At 34.9% G+C, this 17,603-nt stretch carries 18 protein-coding genes; 11 read left to right on the top strand and 7 right to left on the bottom strand.

What is annotated here, in order from left to right; translation table 11 throughout:
* Positions 1–45 precede the first annotated feature (45 nt).
* The 7 genes from dnaJ (at position 46) to BLV91_RS06770 (ending at position 6,775) form a co-directional block, all read left to right on the top strand.
* Entirely contained in the window at positions 46–1,167 is a 1,122-nt protein-coding gene (gene dnaJ, locus BLV91_RS06740) for a molecular chaperone DnaJ (RefSeq protein WP_091431039.1), read from the top strand.
* A gap of 129 nt (positions 1,168–1,296) precedes the next feature.
* Positions 1,297–2,220: an ABC transporter ATP-binding protein gene (locus tag BLV91_RS06745; RefSeq protein ID WP_091431041.1), complete on the top strand. Its 924-nt coding sequence runs from the start codon at positions 1,297–1,299 to the stop codon at positions 2,218–2,220.
* Positions 2,221–2,239: 19 nt separating this feature from the next.
* Positions 2,240–3,556 (top strand): ABC transporter permease, encoded by a 1,317-nt coding sequence (locus BLV91_RS06750; protein WP_091431043.1) that lies wholly within the window; start codon positions 2,240–2,242, stop codon positions 3,554–3,556.
* Positions 3,557–3,738: 182 nt separating this feature from the next.
* A complete protein-coding gene (locus BLV91_RS06755) occupies positions 3,739–4,902 on the top strand; it encodes a sigma-54-dependent transcriptional regulator (protein ID WP_091431045.1) in 1,164 nt (387 codons plus the stop codon).
* Positions 4,903–4,988: 86 nt separating this feature from the next.
* Positions 4,989–5,642, top strand: a complete 654-nt coding sequence (locus BLV91_RS06760; protein WP_091431047.1) for a DEAD/DEAH box helicase — start codon at positions 4,989–4,991, stop codon at positions 5,640–5,642.
* Positions 5,643–5,659: 17 nt separating this feature from the next.
* Positions 5,660–5,878, top strand: a complete 219-nt coding sequence (locus BLV91_RS06765) for a DUF2007 domain-containing protein (RefSeq protein ID WP_091431049.1) — start codon at positions 5,660–5,662, stop codon at positions 5,876–5,878.
* Positions 5,879–5,977: 99 nt separating this feature from the next.
* Entirely contained in the window at positions 5,978–6,775 is a 798-nt protein-coding gene (locus tag BLV91_RS06770) for a Cof-type HAD-IIB family hydrolase (RefSeq protein WP_091431051.1), read from the top strand.
* A gap of 256 nt (positions 6,776–7,031) precedes the next feature.
* On the opposite strand, the gene BLV91_RS06775 is transcribed toward BLV91_RS06770, so the two are convergent.
* The 3 genes from BLV91_RS06775 to BLV91_RS06785 all read right to left on the bottom strand — a co-directional run bounded on the left by BLV91_RS06775 (position 7,032) and on the right by BLV91_RS06785 (position 9,281).
* A complete protein-coding gene (locus tag BLV91_RS06775) occupies positions 7,032–7,328 on the bottom strand; it encodes a type II toxin-antitoxin system RelE/ParE family toxin (RefSeq protein ID WP_091431053.1) in 297 nt (98 codons plus the stop codon).
* Positions 7,315–7,563: a hypothetical protein gene (locus BLV91_RS06780; protein WP_091431055.1), complete on the bottom strand. Its 249-nt coding sequence runs from the start codon at positions 7,561–7,563 to the stop codon at positions 7,315–7,317. The genes BLV91_RS06775 and BLV91_RS06780 overlap by 14 nt, the downstream gene beginning before the upstream one ends.
* Before the next feature lie 113 nt (positions 7,564–7,676).
* Positions 7,677–9,281 carry an ABC transporter substrate-binding protein gene (locus tag BLV91_RS06785; RefSeq protein ID WP_091431057.1) on the bottom strand — a complete coding sequence of 535 codons (1,605 nt, stop codon included), beginning with the start codon at positions 9,279–9,281 and terminating at the stop codon, positions 7,677–7,679.
* A gap of 87 nt (positions 9,282–9,368) precedes the next feature.
* Between BLV91_RS06785 and mtaB the strand changes: the two genes are divergently transcribed.
* Complete coding sequence (gene mtaB / locus BLV91_RS06790; protein ID WP_091431059.1) at positions 9,369–10,697, top strand: tRNA (N(6)-L-threonylcarbamoyladenosine(37)-C(2))-methylthiotransferase MtaB; 1,329 nt, start codon at positions 9,369–9,371, stop codon at positions 10,695–10,697.
* A gap of 227 nt (positions 10,698–10,924) precedes the next feature.
* Here mtaB and BLV91_RS06795 read toward each other — a convergent pair whose 3' ends face one another.
* The 3 genes from BLV91_RS06795 to BLV91_RS06805 form a co-directional block, all read right to left on the bottom strand.
* A complete protein-coding gene (locus BLV91_RS06795; protein WP_091431062.1) occupies positions 10,925–11,641 on the bottom strand; it encodes a 3-ketoacyl-ACP reductase in 717 nt (238 codons plus the stop codon).
* 83 nt (positions 11,642–11,724) lie between these two features.
* Positions 11,725–12,414, bottom strand: a complete 690-nt coding sequence (locus BLV91_RS06800) for a CPBP family intramembrane glutamic endopeptidase (RefSeq protein WP_091431065.1) — start codon at positions 12,412–12,414, stop codon at positions 11,725–11,727.
* 2 nt (positions 12,415–12,416) lie between these two features.
* Complete coding sequence (locus tag BLV91_RS06805) at positions 12,417–13,253, bottom strand: DUF6929 family protein (protein WP_091431067.1); 837 nt, start codon at positions 13,251–13,253, stop codon at positions 12,417–12,419.
* 196 nt (positions 13,254–13,449) lie between these two features.
* Here BLV91_RS06805 and BLV91_RS06810 point away from each other — a divergent pair, with 196 nt between their 5' ends.
* Entirely contained in the window at positions 13,450–14,331 is an 882-nt protein-coding gene (locus BLV91_RS06810; RefSeq protein WP_091431069.1) for a PPK2 family polyphosphate kinase, read from the top strand.
* A 100-nt stretch (positions 14,332–14,431) separates the two neighbouring features.
* Here the strand turns inward: BLV91_RS06810 and BLV91_RS06815 are convergent, their stop codons facing one another.
* A complete protein-coding gene (locus BLV91_RS06815; protein ID WP_091431071.1) occupies positions 14,432–15,001 on the bottom strand; it encodes a hypothetical protein in 570 nt (189 codons plus the stop codon).
* Positions 15,002–15,233: 232 nt separating this feature from the next.
* On the opposite strand from BLV91_RS06815, the gene BLV91_RS06820 reads away from it, so the two are divergent.
* Entirely contained in the window at positions 15,234–16,616 is a 1,383-nt protein-coding gene (locus BLV91_RS06820; RefSeq protein WP_091431247.1) for an MATE family efflux transporter, read from the top strand.
* A 72-nt stretch (positions 16,617–16,688) separates the two neighbouring features.
* Positions 16,689–17,594 (top strand): prohibitin family protein, encoded by a 906-nt coding sequence (locus BLV91_RS06825; RefSeq protein WP_091431073.1) that lies wholly within the window; start codon positions 16,689–16,691, stop codon positions 17,592–17,594.
* Positions 17,595–17,603 lie beyond the last annotated feature (9 nt).

The following is a 17,603-nucleotide window of genomic DNA, read 5'->3' on the forward strand; positions in this document are numbered from 1 at the left end:
CCAGTAATGCGATTGGTCGCAGTTGTGCCATTCAAAAATATAAAAATGAAAAAAGATTTTTACGAGATATTAGGTATTTCAAAAAGTGCAGATGCTGCAGCAATAAAGAAAGCCTACAGAAAAAAAGCATTAGAGCATCATCCTGACAAGAACCCTGACGACAAATCGGCAGAAGAAAAGTTTAAATTAGCTGCTGAGGCTTATGAGGTTTTAAGTGACCCAAACAAAAAAGCGAAATACGATCAATATGGTCATCAAGCTTTTGACGGTTCCGGCGGTTTTGGCGGAGGCGGTCACGGCGGAATGAATATGGATGACATTTTCAGCCAGTTTGGAGATATTTTCGGTAGTGCCTTTGGTGGTGGTGGCGGATTTGGTGGCGGTGGCGGAGGTCAACGTAGAACCAAAGGAAGCAATCTTCGCATCAAAGTGAAATTGACGCTTGAGGAAATTGCAAATGGAGTTGAGAAGAAAGTAAAAGTAAAACGTAAAGTGCAAGCACCAGGCGTTTCTTATAGAACTTGTTCTACCTGTAATGGGCAAGGTCAAGTAATGAGAGTAACTAATACGATATTGGGAAGAATGCAATCAGCTTCTACTTGTCCTACTTGTGCAGGTTCAGGCCAGATTTTGGACAAAAAACCAGCTGAAGCAGACTCACAAGGGATGATTACTGAGGACGATACCGTTTCTATAAAAATTCCTGCAGGTGTAGTTGACGGAATGCAATTGAAAGTTTCTAATAAAGGGAACGATGCTCCAGGGAACAGTGTTCCAGGAGATTTAATTGTAGCTATTGAAGAGTTGGAGCACCAATTCTTGAAACGCGAAGGTGAGAATTTACATTATGATTTATATATCAGTTTTTCTGAAGCGGTTCTTGGTATATCAAAAGATATCGAAGCTATAAACGGAAAAGTGAGAATTAAACTGGAAGAAGGAATTCAATCAGGTAAAATTCTGAGATTAAAAGGAAAAGGAATTCCTAGTATCAACGGTTACGGAAATGGTGATTTGTTAGTACATGTGAATGTATGGACGCCAAAAACCTTAAACAAGGACCAAAAACAATTTTTCGAGAAGAATTTGACAGATGAAAATTTCATCCCAAATCCTGAAAAATCAGATAAATCATTTTTTGAGAAAGTAAAAGATATGTTTTCGTAATTTTTAGAAAGCTTAAAAATTCAAAATAAGTTTCCCCACCCTTGTGAAAATAAGGGTGGGTTTTTTTATGTAACAATTAGACCTATTTCGATACTAATTATTTACTTTTACACAAATTCAAAATTCAGCATGAGTACCTTACTTGAAGTTAATAAAGTAGTGAAGCAATACGGTGATTACGTGGCGCTTAACGAAGTTTCGTTATCCGTTCCTAAGGGCAGTATTTATGGACTGTTAGGTCCAAATGGTGCCGGAAAAACATCACTGATCCGAATAATAAATCAAATTACTTTACCAGATAGCGGCGAAATCATCCTTGACGGTGAAAAGTTGCAGCCCAAGCATGTTCAATATATTGGATATCTTCCTGAAGAAAGAGGATTGTACAATAGTATGAAAGTGGGAGAGCAATGTTTGTATTTGGCTCAAATGAAAGGCTTGTCTAAAGCCGAAGCTAAAAAACAATTGAACTATTGGTTTGAAAGATTAGAAATTCAAGGCTGGTGGAACAAGAAAGTACAAGAGCTATCTAAAGGAATGGCCCAAAAAATCCAGTTTGTCGTTTGTGTGCTGCACAAGCCTAAATTGTTGATTTTTGATGAGCCTTTTTCTGGTTTTGATCCCGTGAATGCCAACATTATAAAAGATGAAATACTTGCTTTGAGAGAAGAGGGAGCTACTATAATTTTCTCTACACACCGTATGGAAAGTGTGGAAGAGTTATGTGACCATATCGCTTTAATTCATAAATCGAATAAGCTCATAGAGGGGAAGTTAGATGACGTTAAAAGAAACTTTAAGACAAATAGTTTCGAAGTTGGAATTTTATCTGACAATGTAGAAGGTCTAATGTATGATATTACGCAAAAATTTACTGTTGGTCCCGCAAATTTCAAATCGCTTAGCAATGAGTTGAAACTCGAAATTCAACTAGGAAATGCCATGCCAAATGAATTACTGAATGTCTTGACACAACGCGGACAGGTAACCCATTTTGTGGAGAAAATACCTAGCGTAAATGATATTTTTATCCAAACTGTAAGCGAAAAGTAAATTATAATTTAGAACTCCTATGAGTATTATTTCATTAATCATAAAAAGAGAATTTGTTGCCAAAGTGCGTAATAAATCTTTTATTGTTATGACCTTTTTAAGTCCGTTACTTTTTGTTGGAATTGCCGCATTTGTGGGCTATTTAAGTTCTATGAAAGCGGAAACTAAACGGATCGCGATTCATGACGAATCAGGTTTATTTGTCAATGAGTTTGTTTCTAAAAACAGTGATAAAAGCGGATATAAATATGTTGATTTATCGCTGATTGATGCAAAGTTTCTCAAGGATAGCATTACAAATGAAAGCTACGAGGGATTACTTTTGATTCCTAAAACGACTAATGTAGCTGATCTAGAAAGCAAGATCCAATTCATATCAAATGATAGTCCCAGCATTTCATTTATTGAAAATGTACAAAGTATCGTTGCTAATAAAATAACCAATATTAACCTTTTAGAGGCAAAATTGGATACAGAAGCAATTAAAAATGCACAGTCAAAAGTAAATATTAGTCTTGCCAAAGCCTCAGGAGAACAAAGTGTAAAAGGACTCAACGAAATTAAAATTGCCATTGGTGGCGGATTTGGTTATTTGATTATGATGTTCATCATTATCTACGGAAACATGGTGATGCGTTCAGTGATTGAAGAAAAAACCAATCGAATTATAGAGATAATTATTTCTTCGGTAAAACCATTCCAATTAATGATTGGTAAAATCATAGGGACATCGTTAGCCGGAATCCTACAGTTCTTTATTTGGGCTGTAATAGGACTTTCCTTGATGTTTGCCGCTTCAGTGTTTTTTGGTGTAAACGTTGGGCCAACTGCTAAAGTTTCACCAGAAATGATGCAGCAAGCGCAGAATGAATTTGCTGGTCCTGCCCAAATGTATATCAAAGAGTTGTGGAACTTGCCTATCGCAAGCATTCTCATCGGTTTTGTCGTTTATTTCATAGGTGGTTATTTCTTATACAGTTCGTTTTACGCAGCAATTGGTGCAGCTGTAGATAATCAAACAGACTCTCAGCAATTTTTGTTGCCTATCATTATGCCATTAATGTTGAGTGTTTATGTTGGTTTTTTCAGCGTAATGAGTGATCCGCATGGAACTTTAGCAGTCGTTTTTTCAATGATTCCGCTTACATCACCCATTGTGATGTTGATGCGAATCCCGTTTGGTGTACCTTTGTGGCAAATTGCAATATCGGTAACGCTATTATTTGCTACTTTCTTTTCAGTGGTTTGGTTTGCTGCTAAAATATACCGCGTTGGAATATTGATGTACGGTAAAAAGCCCACATGGAAAGAGTTGTATAAATGGTTAAAATATTAAAATAATTTGGAGCTATTTCCCGCTTTTCGCTGCAATCTTTTTACTTCGCCAAAAAGGCGAATCTAAAAAGGATTTTCACTACAATCGGGGCTACAAAATCAGGTTAAAAATAATCAAGTGAACTTCAGTGATCACGATAGCTATCGGGATTGCGAACTTTGCGGTAAAACCACAAAATAATTATGCCAAAAATATTAATTATAGAAGACGAAGCTGCTATTAGAAGAGTACTTTCCAAAATACTTTCTGAAGAAAGTGATACCTATCAGGTGGAAGATGCAGAAGATGGTGTTGCAGGTTATGAAAAAATAAAAAACAACGACTACGATTTAGTTTTGTGCGATATAAAAATGCCAAAAATGGATGGTGTTGAATTGCTTGAAGCAGTCAAAAAAATAAAACCTGAAATTCCTATCGTTATGATTTCTGGTCATGGGGATATGGAAACGGCTATAAATACGATGCGTATGGGCGCTTTCGATTATATTTCGAAACCACCAGATTTAAACCGTTTATTGAATACGGTCAGAAACGCATTGGACAAAAAACAATTGGTTTTAGAAAATAAGATTTTAAAGAAAAAAGTCAGTAAAAACTACGAGATGATCGGGGAAAGCGACGCGATTAATCACATTAAAGTGATGATCGACAAAGTAGCCCAAACTGAAGCTCGAGTTCTGATCACAGGACCTAATGGAACCGGAAAAGAATTGGTCGCGCATCAATTGCATGAAAGAAGTGAACGCGCTAGTTTCCCTTTAATCGAAGTGAACTGTGCTGCAATTCCAAGCGAATTGATAGAAAGCGAATTATTTGGTCACGTTAAAGGAGCATTTACCTCTGCGGTGAAAGACCGAGCAGGTAAATTTGAAGCTGCAGATAAAGGAACTATTTTTCTGGACGAAATTGGCGATATGAGTCTTTCGGCTCAAGCCAAAGTGTTGCGTGCGCTACAAGAGAGTATGATCACCAGAGTAGGAGCAGATAAAGATATAAAAGTGGATGTTCGTGTAGTTGCGGCTACCAATAAAGATTTGAAAACGGAGATTGCCGAAGGGCGTTTCCGTGAGGATTTGTACCATCGTTTGGCTGTTATATTGATTAAAGTTCCTTCATTAAATGAAAGACGAGACGATATACCATTATTGATTTCTCATTTCACAAATAAAATTGCTTCAGAGCAAGGAAATGCAGTGAAGAAATTTTCTAAAGATGCTGTCAAATTATTACAAGAATACGATTGGACAGGAAATATTCGTGAATTACGAAATGTAGTGGAGCGTTTGATTATCCTTGGCGGAAGCGAAATTTCCGAGAATGATGTGAAGTTATTTGCATCAAAATGATTAAATAATTTAAAGATTAAATAATTTAAAAATTGAGAGTGTAATCTTTTAATTTTTTAATGTTTAAATCTTTCAATCTAAAGTAAATGAAATTAAAAAAATTAAACGAAAAGCTACAAGAAGCATTAATTGAAAACGGCTTAACGGAAGCTAATCAAATGCAAAAAGAAACTTTTTCGACTTTAAAAAGCGGTGCAGATTGTATTATTGTAGCGCCAAAAGGAAGTGGAAAAACAACTACTATCGTAATCAACGTGATTCAGCAACTAGTTTGTGAAGGAGAGCAATCTCCACGTGCTTTGATTATTGTGGAAGACAAAGCCAAGGTATTGGAGATGGAAGCGCTTTTTGAAAAGTATGGTAGATACACTAATATGACTGTTTATGGAGTACATGACAGAGGGGATATGGAATACGATAAAAATTTCATTTCAGGTGGAATTGATGTTTTGATTGGAACTCCTAATAAGTTAAACGAGATGTTTACTATGGCCGGTTTTAACGTGAACCGACTTAAAATGTTTATTCTTGATGATGCTGATCCAATATTGAGATTGCGCCATGAAACTAAAATCATGCGTATTTCGAACAGTATTACTAGAACGCAACGCATCATTTTCTCGGAGCAAATGACAGACCGAATTGATATACTTGCTGAAAAAATGTTGGTAGAGCCTTTCTTGTTTGAAATTGACGAAGACGAAGACGAAGAAGAGGATAGTGAAGAAGATGAAAAATAACATAAAATAAAATAAAGATGGGATTAATGAAAGTATTTTCGGGAAGCGAAATTTTAGCATTGGCTTTAAAAGAAAAAATTGAAGCAATTGGCGTAGATGTAGTGAAGAAAGACAATATCCAGTCGGCAAGATTGGCAGGTTTTGGAAGTTCAGGATCAGCTGTTGAACTTTTTGTTCAGGAAACGGAGTATGGCAAGGTTAGCCCTGTGATTGAAGAATTTAGACTTAGTATTTAATATGCTGCCGTCACTTTAGATATAGAACCCTTGATGCTTTTCTTTGCATCAGGGTTTTCTTTTTAAAACCGGATTTGAATAATAATTTAAATAGAAGACATGAAATACAAAATGTTGGTTTTAGACATGGATGATACCTTGTTGAATGATGACCATGAAGTTTCGATTGAGAATAAGGAAATGCTTGCAAGAGCTCAGGAAATGGGTGTTCATGTAGTTTTGGCGTCTGGTAGGCCAACGCCGGCAATGACAGAATATGCCAAAGAGTTAAACTTGCATAATTCCTATATGATATCTTATAACGGAGCTGTGATTTCTGATTTAAAAGAGGATAAAATCATTTTTGAGCAGACTTTAACTCAAGAACAAATTCATGAATTATATGACTATAGCCTAAAAAGTAAAACGCATATTATTACCTATTTAGACGGAAAAGTGGTCAGTGAAACGAGTTCTGAATATATAGATATTGAGCTAAATATTACAGGCTTGATTCATAATAAAGTATTGGATTTTAAAGCTGCCGTTCAGTCGCCTGCTGTGAAATGTATTTTGCTGGAAGAACCAAGTTATTTGAAAGAAGTGGAAAAAGACCTGAAAAAAGCGATGCCTCATCTGAGTGTAAGTATGTCAAAACCTTTCTTTTTAGAAGTAGCTCAAAACGGGATTGATAAAGGAGCTAGTATTAAAATTTTGGCAGAAAAATTAGGCATTCTTCAATCAGAAATCATTTCTGTTGGTAACGCAGGGAATGATTTAACGATGATTGAATATGCAGGTTTAGGTGTTTGGGTTGATAATGTAACACCGGAACTTCGCGATAAAGGAGATGTAATTGTTGCATCTAATAATAACCATGGCGTTGCTGAGGTAGTGAAAAGGTTTATCTTGAATTAGATTTTTGAAAATTATATTGAACCATTAAGAAATTAAGGTAATTTAAGATCAGTTCTTAATAAACTTAATTTTTCAATGGTTTTTTAGTTTTTGATTAATATAATGAGGAGCCATTTTCCAAGATTTTACGGTGTCTAAAAAGTCGGATGCTTCTAATAGAAGGCTTTTTATCATTTCAAATAATTAGCTTAGAGTTGCTGAAGTGCTACCAATTAATATTGGACCTTACCGTAAGTAACTTTTCGGAAAAAAGTGACTATCTTAATTTTTTACTTGGATCTCTGCTGGTATGAAAAACAGATAAAATAATAATAGTATTTTTATTTTCGATTGAATAAATTACTAAGTAGGGGTATTTTTTAATAGGTACTTGTCGAAAATGTGTCTTAAATACTTGAAAAATAGTTGGGTTTTTATTTATAGAGTTGAAACAATTATATAATTGAATTAAAAAATTGTCAGCTACTTTATCAGAGATTAAATTATAGTTTAAAAAAACTTCTTCAATTTGATTTTCAGCTTTTCTAGAAATAATTAATTTAAATTCTTTCATCTCTTTTTTTAAGCAAGCTGCTTTTTACCTCATCCCAGGTTTTTCCTTTATCCTCTCCTGATAAGTATTTTGAACGACTTTCTTGAATAATATTAATTTGTTCTTCTGAAAGTTGGTATTCATTTTTATCTTCCAATAAAATAGCATTCAAATATTTAATTAGATTTTCATCTTCTATATGAATTATTTTTTCAATCAAGTTTAGTTTTTCTATTTGTAATTGAGTTGATTGCATGATATTAGTATAAATTATAGGTACTACAAATATAAATAATTATCAGCTTTAAATTACAGAATACTGATTGTGAATTTACGCAACCAATTTAATCGACAGCGATTCCTTTTAAATTAATTCTTTTTCACCTTTTTTAAACTCAATAAGTTCAAGGGGTTCATGCCTAAACCGCTTACGCTTTTTCTGGTAAAACGGGCTACTTTGTCATAAAATAAAGCAATTACAGGCGCTTCGTTTATGATGATTTTATCCATCTTTTGATACAAAACATAGCGTTTTTGATCATCAGTTTCCTTAAAAGCCTGTTCGTATAATTTATCGAATTCGACACTTTTAAAATGGGTGTAGTTTGGACCGTTTGGTGAAAAATTACCACTATAAAACAGTGATAAATAGTTCTCGGCATCAGGATAGTCAGCAATCCAACTCGCTCTAAAAAAGGACACTTTACCGGTAGATATTGATTGTCGCAAAGTAGAAGGCGGACTAATATCAACTTGCACATCTAAACCTATTTTTTGCCATTCCCTTTGCAAAAACTCCCCAATATCAACATAAGATGCATTCGTGCTCAATTGAATAACTGGGTTTTTATCTCCTGTTGTTTTTTTGTAGTCGTTAACTAATTCTTTTGCTTTTTCAATATCGTAATCATAGCCTTTTGCATTGTTGAAACTTGGTAAACCCATTGGGATCATTCCGTTTACGGCTGGTGTACCCATGTTGTTTCGCAAATAGGTAACTAGTTTTTGTCGGTCAAAGCCATAATTCATTGCTTTTCGGATGCGTGAGTCCAAAACAGTTTTGTTATCACCGTCCATTCGAAACCCCAAATATTCAGTATTAAGGTACGGACCTGTTATCAGGTTTACGTCATTTACGTAATTAGGTTGTAGTTCTCCCTTTTGGGTAAGAATTTCGTCTTTATAGGAAGGATCCAATCCAGAAGTAAAATCTAATTTTCCTTGTATGAATTGCAGAAAACCACTTTGCTTGTCGGGCAAAAAAGTAATTGCAACAGCTTCAAGATAAGGAAGAGCGTTTCCTTTTTCGTCTTTTTCATGATACAGCGGGTTTTTTCGCAAAACCAGTTTTACATTTTCTTCCCATAATTTGAATTGGAAGGGTCCTGTGCCTATTGGATGTGAACGAAAATCACTTCCGTAATGTTCTACAACTTCTTTGGGTACAACAGAGGCATATTTCATGGTCATTAGGCCAAGGAAAGCAGGGAATGGTTTGATCAATTTAATCTCAAAAACACTGTCATTTTTGGCTTTGAAACTTTCTACATTTTGCAATACCCATCCACCAGGTGATGCTACTTTTTCATCCAATAAACGACCTAAACTGTATTCGAAATCTTGGGCTTTTACCGTTCGGGTACTATCCTTACCAAAAAGGATATGTTTCTGGAAAAGGACATCATTGCGTAAGGTAAATGTGTAGGTTTTTGCATCTGGCGCAATAGTCCAGGATTTCGCAATATCAGGCTTTATATGCAGGCTGTCATCCAATTGTAGCAAACCATTGAAAATGTGGTTACAAGCCCAAATATTTGACTGTACTTTTGAAAAGGCCGGATCCAAAGAGGTGATATTAGAACTTTCATTGTATCTAAAAACAAGCTGGTCTTTGTTTTCTTTGCTCTCTTTTCCGCAAGAAACAAATGTTAATACAATACAAATTACTGATATATAAGGGATTATTGATTTCATTTTAAAGAATATTGTACGTAAATTTGCAAACTCTTTTTACAAAGATGTAAATATAATAAGTTACTACTTAAAACGTAGTTTATCCCTATGGAAAACAGAAAAAAAGTTGCCTTTTATACGCTTGGATGCAAACTGAATTTTTCAGAAACATCAACAATTGCTCGAAATTTTCAAGATGAAGGTTTTGATCGTGTTGATTTTGAAGAAGTCGCTGATATGTATGTTATTAATACCTGTTCAGTGACGGAGAACGCAGATAAGCAGTTCAAGCAGGTCGTAAAGAAAGCGATGAAACTCAATGACAAAGCTTTTGTTGCAGCGGTGGGTTGTTATGCTCAATTGAAACCAGAAGAACTAGCAGCTGTTGATGGTGTAGATTTGGTACTTGGTGCTACGGAAAAATTCAAAATCTTGGATTACATCAATGATTTGAGTAAAAATGATATGGGAGAAGTGCACTCTTGTGAGATATCAGAAGCTGATTTCTATGTAGGAAGTTATTCTATTGGTGACAGAACCCGTGCTTTCTTGAAAGTGCAGGATGGTTGTGATTACAAATGTACTTATTGTACTATTCCACTAGCAAGAGGGATTTCTAGAAGTGATGAATTGGAAAATGTGTTGAAAAACGCAAAAGACATTTCAGCTCAAGACATCAAGGAAATTGTATTGACTGGAGTAAATATTGGAGATTACGGAAAGGGAGAATTTGGAAATAAAAAACACGAACATACATTCTTGGAATTGGTTCAAGAACTTGATAAAGTAGAAGGAATCGAAAGATTGCGAATCTCATCTATTGAGCCGAATTTATTGAAAAACGAGACAATAGAATTTGTATCGAAAAGTAGGACTTTTGTACCGCACTTTCATATTCCTTTACAATCAGGAAGTAATGATATATTGAAATTAATGAAGCGTCGTTACCAACGGGAAGTATATACGGAACGTGTAAACAAAATTCGTGAAGTAATGCCACACGCTTGTATTGGTGTGGATGTGATTGTAGGTTTTCCAGGAGAAACAGATGAGCACTTTTTAGAAACCTATCATTTCTTGAATGATATGGATATCTCGTATTTACATGTTTTTACTTATTCAGAACGTGATAATACGGAAGCTGCTGATATGCCTGGAGTTGTTGCTGCTAATGTTCGTTCGAAACGTAGTAAAATGATGCGTGGATTGTCAGTTAAAAAACGTCGTGCGTTTTACGAAAGCCAGTTGGGAACCAATAGAACGGTACTGTTTGAAAGTGAAAATAAAGAAGGATATATTCATGGGTTTACGGAGAACTACGTAAAAGTAAAAACACCTTGGAATCCTGAGTTAGTAAACACTTTACATGAAATCAACCTGACTAAAATTGATGATGACGGAAGCGTAAGAATGGAATTTGTTTCTGCTCTCGTTTAGTTTTTTTTACCATATAAGTCATGTAAGTTTTTTTAATTATTGGTAAACTAAGTTATAAGACTTCTTATACATATAAGTTTTTTAAGCCATTAAGGGATTAAGTTCATTAAGTTTTACGCTTAATTTCCTTAATCCCTTAATGGTTTTTATTAGTTAAGAGTGGCCGTTCGACTTTAAGACTTTCGACCTTTGACTAATTTTTATTTTTACTTACATGTTTTAAATAACTACGGGTTAGTAGACCAGATACTACTGTTCTTAATGAAAACGCGTCGGTTTAGTTTTAACTGTGCGATTATCAATTCAGCCATATCTTCTGCTTGCATCACTTTATCAGGATTTCCGTCAGTCAGATTTAAGTCTTTAGCCATTTCTGTGGCAACAGTACTTGGAGTCAACGCAGTCACACGGATGTTGTGCTTACGAACTTCTTGCATTAAAGAATCAGTCAATCCCAAAACGGCAAATTTAGAAGCACTATATGCACTTGTTAAAGCGTTTCCAGCTAATCCTGCAGTTGAAGAAATATTGATAATATCGCCAGTTTGTCTTTCGATCATATTAGGCAAAATGGCGCGGGTCATATAATAAGTTCCCATTAAGTTTACTTGGATGATGCGTTCCCACGCTGCAGGTTCCAATTCTAAGAATTTACCAAAAGCGGCAATTCCGGCATTATTGATTAATATATCGATGGTTCCAAATTCAGCTAATGCTTTTTCAGCAGCTGCGTTTACCGAGTTGATATCAGCAACATCAGCAGTGATTGCAAGTGCTTTTACTCTCAAAGAGCGAGCTTTTGCCGCTACGTTGTCAATTTCTTCTTGTGTTCTGGCAACCAAAATCACATTCACTCCTTCTTTGGCTAATGCCAAAGCAATCGCTTTTCCTATTCCTTTTCCGGCACCAGTGATAAGTGCATTTTTATTTTTTAAGTCAGTCATTTCATTCAATTTTAGATGTTGTTAGCAAAGTTAAACCATTCCCTTTTTTTAAATGGAAGTACAATGTGAAAAAATCCTTAAAGTTATACCATGTTGGAAGTCTTGTTAAGTAGTACGATTAAATCCCATAAGAAATGGCAGATTATGATAATCGTAATGGATCTGTATTTTTGATAGTGTAAGGCCAAAACAAGTCCTATAATAAACGGAGCTATTATTTGTATTAAAGTTCCATAACTATAATGGATAAGCCCAAAAATAATACTTGATATAAGGATTGCCCAATGTGTGTTTTTAAGCAATATTTCTAGTCTGGGAATTAGATAACCTCTAAAGAAAAACTCTTCAGTAACTCCTGCGGTTATTGATGTAAATAGTATTAAAGGCAGGTTGTTGTTGAAGTATTTCAGGACTTCTTCCATCTTTTTGCTTTCGATATTGGAGCCGGTTAATTTAAATAAAAGTCCAACTACAAACATTGCTAATAGTAGCGTTCCCATTACTTTAAAAATAGATTTGATATAAAACGAAATAGAATATTTTTTCTCCTTCCAAAGCAGGAAGTTTTGTTTTTCTATATAAACGGAATACATATAAACTAATAACAGGCAGAACCAAATAATTAATCGGGAGATATAGAATGTAGTTTCGTATTTAAAATTAAGTTGTTTTAAAGACGGAAATGCTAATGCAGTAGCAATCAAAAGCAATAATAAAAATGTAATTCCGCCAATGAGGGTTGACTTCTTTGTTGTTTTTAAATAGTTGGTCATTTTTATTTTAAGTCTAAGGTCAGTTTGTAAATTTGGGTTTCCAGAACGTCGGTGTCCTTATCTTCGCAAAGCAAGAATTCGATTTTATTAGTTGAATTTTTGAAAACCGTTATCCCTTCAAATTTATGACTGTCACTAATTTTTTTAGTAAACTCAATTTTCATGGTCTCGAGATTGATACAGCCAATGTGACTTCCTAGAATCTCGCCATCTGTGTAGGTTGATTTTGTGTTTTCGGCTGTGGCCAAAAAATAAATTTTCCCATCGACCAAAACAGCATCTGTAAAAGTAGAGCGGACTCCTTTTATTTTAGGGAGTTTGTAGTCGTTTGACATTAGACTGAATTCGTCGCTTAGTTTTTTTGCATGAAGGCTAAAGAGGACATTTCTTTGTGAAATTCCGTTGCCACGGTTAAATAGATACCAGTTCTCACCATCATAAATAGCGCCTTCGAGATTGAAATCTTCGGGTTTGAGGTTTCCAAAACTTTGCATAACGGTGTATAAATCGACCATATTGTTAGTGGCGATTTTCTTTTTTTGGTTTAAATCAAATTCGACCAGAGAGTTTCTTTTGGCGGTAGAACCTGAGCCAAATACATATACGGTGTCTTGGTATTGAGTTAAGGATTCAAAGTCGGGTTTATTGCTTTTTGCGATGTTTTCGGTTGGGTTTTCAATAAGCGGATAGCTTTTTAAATTGCTGCTGTCTATATTGTATTCATAAAGGAAGCCGCTGTTGTCGCCAATCAAAAGCAAGGTATTGTCATTGTATAAGAGTCCTGAGGCGGAACCTATTCCGATAATTTTAAATAGTAATTCGAGTGTAAATTTTTTCATTAATGTTATGGTGAAAATGGGTTCCCTAGCCCGGATAGCAGCGAAAATCCTTTCTAGCCCTGAACTTGTTTCAGGATCCTGAAACAAGTTCAGGACTAGAAAGATTGTAGCGAATAGCCGGAAATAGCTCCTGAAATTGATCAGGAATCACCCAATTATTTGTTATATTTGAGATTATAAAGATAAAATATTTCTTATGAAGTCTATTAATCCCGATGATTTTAAAGTGACAGGCAAAATTGATTTGTCTCAAATTCCTACCAACTTGTTTAATAAAGCCAGTGATGATGATAAGGAGGAGAAATTAGATAAGGTTCAAGAGAAGTTGAGTGCATTGCAGGATGTGATGTATGCGCATAATCGCTATGGCGTTTTGATTTGTTTGCAAGGAATGGATACTTCAGGAAAGGATAGTTTGATTCGGGAAGTTTTTAAGGAATTCAATCCGCGTGGGGTTGAGGTTTATAGTTTTAAAACACCAAATTCGACAGAGCTGGAACACGATTATTTGTGGAGACATTATCTGGCTTTACCTGAAAAAGGGAAATTTGCCGTTTTTAACAGAACGCATTATGAGAATGTTTTGGTTACTCGTGTGCATCCTGAATATATATTGAGTGAAAATTTGCCAGGTATTGAGAAGGTAGAAGATATTACGCCTCAGTTTTGGGAAAACAGAATGGAGCAAATCAATAATTTTGAAAAGCATATTACTCAAAACGGAACAATTGTGATGAAATTTTATTTTCATATGAGTAAAGAAGAGCAGCGCCAACGCTTGTTGCGAAGACTAGAAGAAGAGGAGCACCACTGGAAATTTTCGCCAGGGGATTTGAAAGAGCGTGAACACTGGGATGAATATATGCAATATTATCAGGAGGCAATTAATAAAACGGCTACTGAAAATGCGCCTTGGTATATAATTCCTTCTGACGATAAGGATATGGCTCGCTATATAGTTGCCAAAATTATCTGGGAAGAAATGCAGAAACATACCGATATAAAAGAACCGGAATTAGATGATAAGGTAAAAGCTAATTTCCAGATTTATAAAGATATGCTGAAAAAAGAAAAGTGATTTGGTAGTTTGTTTTATCGTTGGATTATACATCAAAATCTAAAACAAAAAAAATGCGCTGAAATTCAGCGCATTTTTTTTACTAATCGAAATAATGGTTTTATAGTTCAAACCCGTAAGCTAAACGTACACCAATTTGTCCAACACCTTTTCCTGTAGTTCCATTGTTATTCACTTTTCTAAAGTCAGAATAGTGCTCGTAACGTAATGAAACGTCAATGTATTTAGATGCATAACCAATACTTGGCGCTAAGATTAAAGATGTTTGGTCAAAACCGTTAGTAACTGCAAATGCAGCACCAGCTTCTCCCATTACATAAAATTCGTCATTCCAAACGAATGCTTTGAAACCTGCTTTAGCTGGAATGAATCCTAAATCTTTTCCAGTAGCTTCACCTGGAAATGCATCAGCTTCACTTACAAAAAGATTTGTAAATCCAGTAGTTAAAGTTAAAGAGTATCTTTTTGTTAAATCATATTGTAATCTTGCATCAGCACCCAAAGCTAATTTATATGGGTCTTGAGTAGCATATCCGCCACTAACACCAAATCCTAATTTGAAACCTTGATCGTAATTTTTTACTGCTGTGTCTTGTGCTTGTGCATTATTTGCAAACATCATTGATACTGCAAATACAAATAACATTTTAATTTTTCCTGTAACTTTCATAATCGTATTAATTGGGTTATATAATTTGTCTTTTTTGAGATGCTTAATTACACTCCTTTCGACAGGTACAAATGTATATATGCACATAGGCTGAAATGTTATAGAATTATTTGATTTTGTTACATAATAATATAAAATGCAAAAAAACACCATAAATTGTAGTGTATATTAATTGAATATTGCAGGAACATTAAAATGGTTCTAATTATATTTGCCATCAAAAAAAGAGAAATTGAATTTAGCTACCTACACAAAAGAGTTTTCGTATAATTTAAGATTAGCCTATCCTATAATTTTAGGTATGTTAGGACATACCGTTGTTGGTATTGTAGATAATATTATGGTGGGTAAGTTAGGCCCGACAGAGTTAGCCGCGGTTTCTCTTGGAAATAGCTTTGTTTTTATTGCAATGTCACTGGGAATTGGGTTCTCAACAGCAATTACGCCATTGGCTGCACAAGCTGACGGACGAAAAAACATTGAAGAAGGGCGAAGTGCCTTTCATCATGGATTGTATTTATGCACCATTTTAGGAGCGATCCTTTTTGGTTTGATTTTTTTCTCAAAACCAATAATAGGTTTTATGGGGCAGCCAGATAATGTGGTTGAACTAGCTAAACCTTATTTAGACATTGTAGCTTTTTCATTGATTCCGTTAATCATTTTTCAAGGTTATAAACAATTTGCCGATGGAATGAGTGAGACCAAGTATTCTATGTGGGCAACCATTTTAGGAAACGTAGTAAATGTCGTTTTAAATTATTTGTTTATTTATGGTATTTGGATTTTTCCAGAGTTAGGAATTATAGGTGCAGGAATAGGAACTATTGTATCCCGTTTTGTAATGCTAGGTTATATGCATTATATGATGCAAAAAAAGGAAAAATTTCATCCTTTTTTCGAGAAGTTTTCTCTGAAAAACATCAAAAAAGAGATGAATATGAAAATTATTCATATAGGTGCACCTTCTGCCATGCAAATGTTTTTTGAAGTGGGTTTATTCACTGGAGCAATTTGGCTTTCGGGTCTTTTAGGAATAGTGAACCAGGCAGCAAATCAAATTGCATTAAGTTTGGCTAGTTTTACGTTTATGTTCGCCATGGGTTTAAGTGTTGCAGCTTCCATTAGAGTGGGGAATCAAAAAGGCTTAGGTGATTACAAGCAGCTGCGTATCGTTGCCTTTTCTATATTTTTATTGGTTATCGTAGTAGAAACTTTTTTTGCACTAATATTTGTACTGTTCCATACACAGTTACCCGCTTTGTTTGTTGATATGAATAATGCACACGATTTAGCTGTAAATACGGAGGTAGTTACTATCGCGGCACAATTGTTATTAGTTGCAGCGGTTTTTCAAATTTCAGATGGGATTCAGGTAGTTTTCTTAGGTGCGTTAAGAGGATTACAAGACGTAAAAGTGCCAATGTACATCACTTTTGTAGCCTATTGGGTAGTTGGTTTTCCAATATCAATTTATTTAGGTCTTTATACTGAGCTAAAAGGGGCAGGGATTTGGATAGGTCTCCTTGCAGGATTATCTATTGCCGCTTTATTTTTGTATATTCGCTTTGTGAGATTGACAAATAGGTTGCTTGTAGAAAAAACCTCAAAATAAGTTTGTCCTCACGTATTCTTCTAATTTGTTTTTCTGTTCACTTGACAGATATAACATTCTAAAATAAAATACATGATATTACTTATTATTCTAGGCATAATCTTATTGGTTATGAGCTTTACTTTGAAACAAGATCAAAATCCATTCTCAAAATTCTCCAGTTTAGCTCGGATTATTGGGATATTATTAATCATAGTTGGTATTTTTTCTGCAGCGTTTAAACAGATAGATGCCGGAAAAGTGGGAGTCAAATCGTTATACGGAAATGTTGAATCAGGGGTTTTAGACCCGGGATTGCATGTTATCAACCCTCTTTTAGATGTAACTATTTTTGATATTCAAACTCAAAATTATACGATGTCGTCTGCTCCAACTGAAGGGGATCAACAAGGAGATGATGCTATTAGGGTATTGTCAAATGACGGACTTGAGGTAGTGATTGACTTGACGGTATTATATCGTGTGTCTTCTACGGATGCTCCAACAATTTTTAAAGAAATTGGAGTGAACTATATTGATAAAATTGTTCGTCCAGTTACAAGAACACGTATCCGTGATAATGCTGTTTTTTATGACGCTGTTGCTTTGTATTCAACCAAAAGGAATGAATTCCAAGATGGTATTTTTAAGAGCATTGAAGCCGATTTTAAATCAAGAGGACTAGTACTCGAGTCATTGCTGATTAGAAACATCAATCTTCCAACGTCTGTGAAAAAGACAATTGAGAGTAAAATTAATGCCGAGCAAGATGCTCAAAAGATGGTTTTTGTTCTACAAAAAGAGAAACAAGAAGCAGAACGTAAAAGAGTGGAAGCACAAGGTATTGCTGATTATCAAAAAATCATCTCTACTGGTCTGACGGACAAACAACTGCAGTACGAAACAATTAAAGCACAAAAAGAATTAGCTGCATCACCAAACACCAAGATCATTTTCATGGGAAAAGCTGGAGCTCCAATAATTCTTTCCGATAAATAGATTTTTTAA

Source organism: Flavobacterium degerlachei, from assembly GCF_900106645.1.
Lineage (GTDB): Bacteria > Bacteroidota > Bacteroidia > Flavobacteriales > Flavobacteriaceae > Flavobacterium > Flavobacterium degerlachei.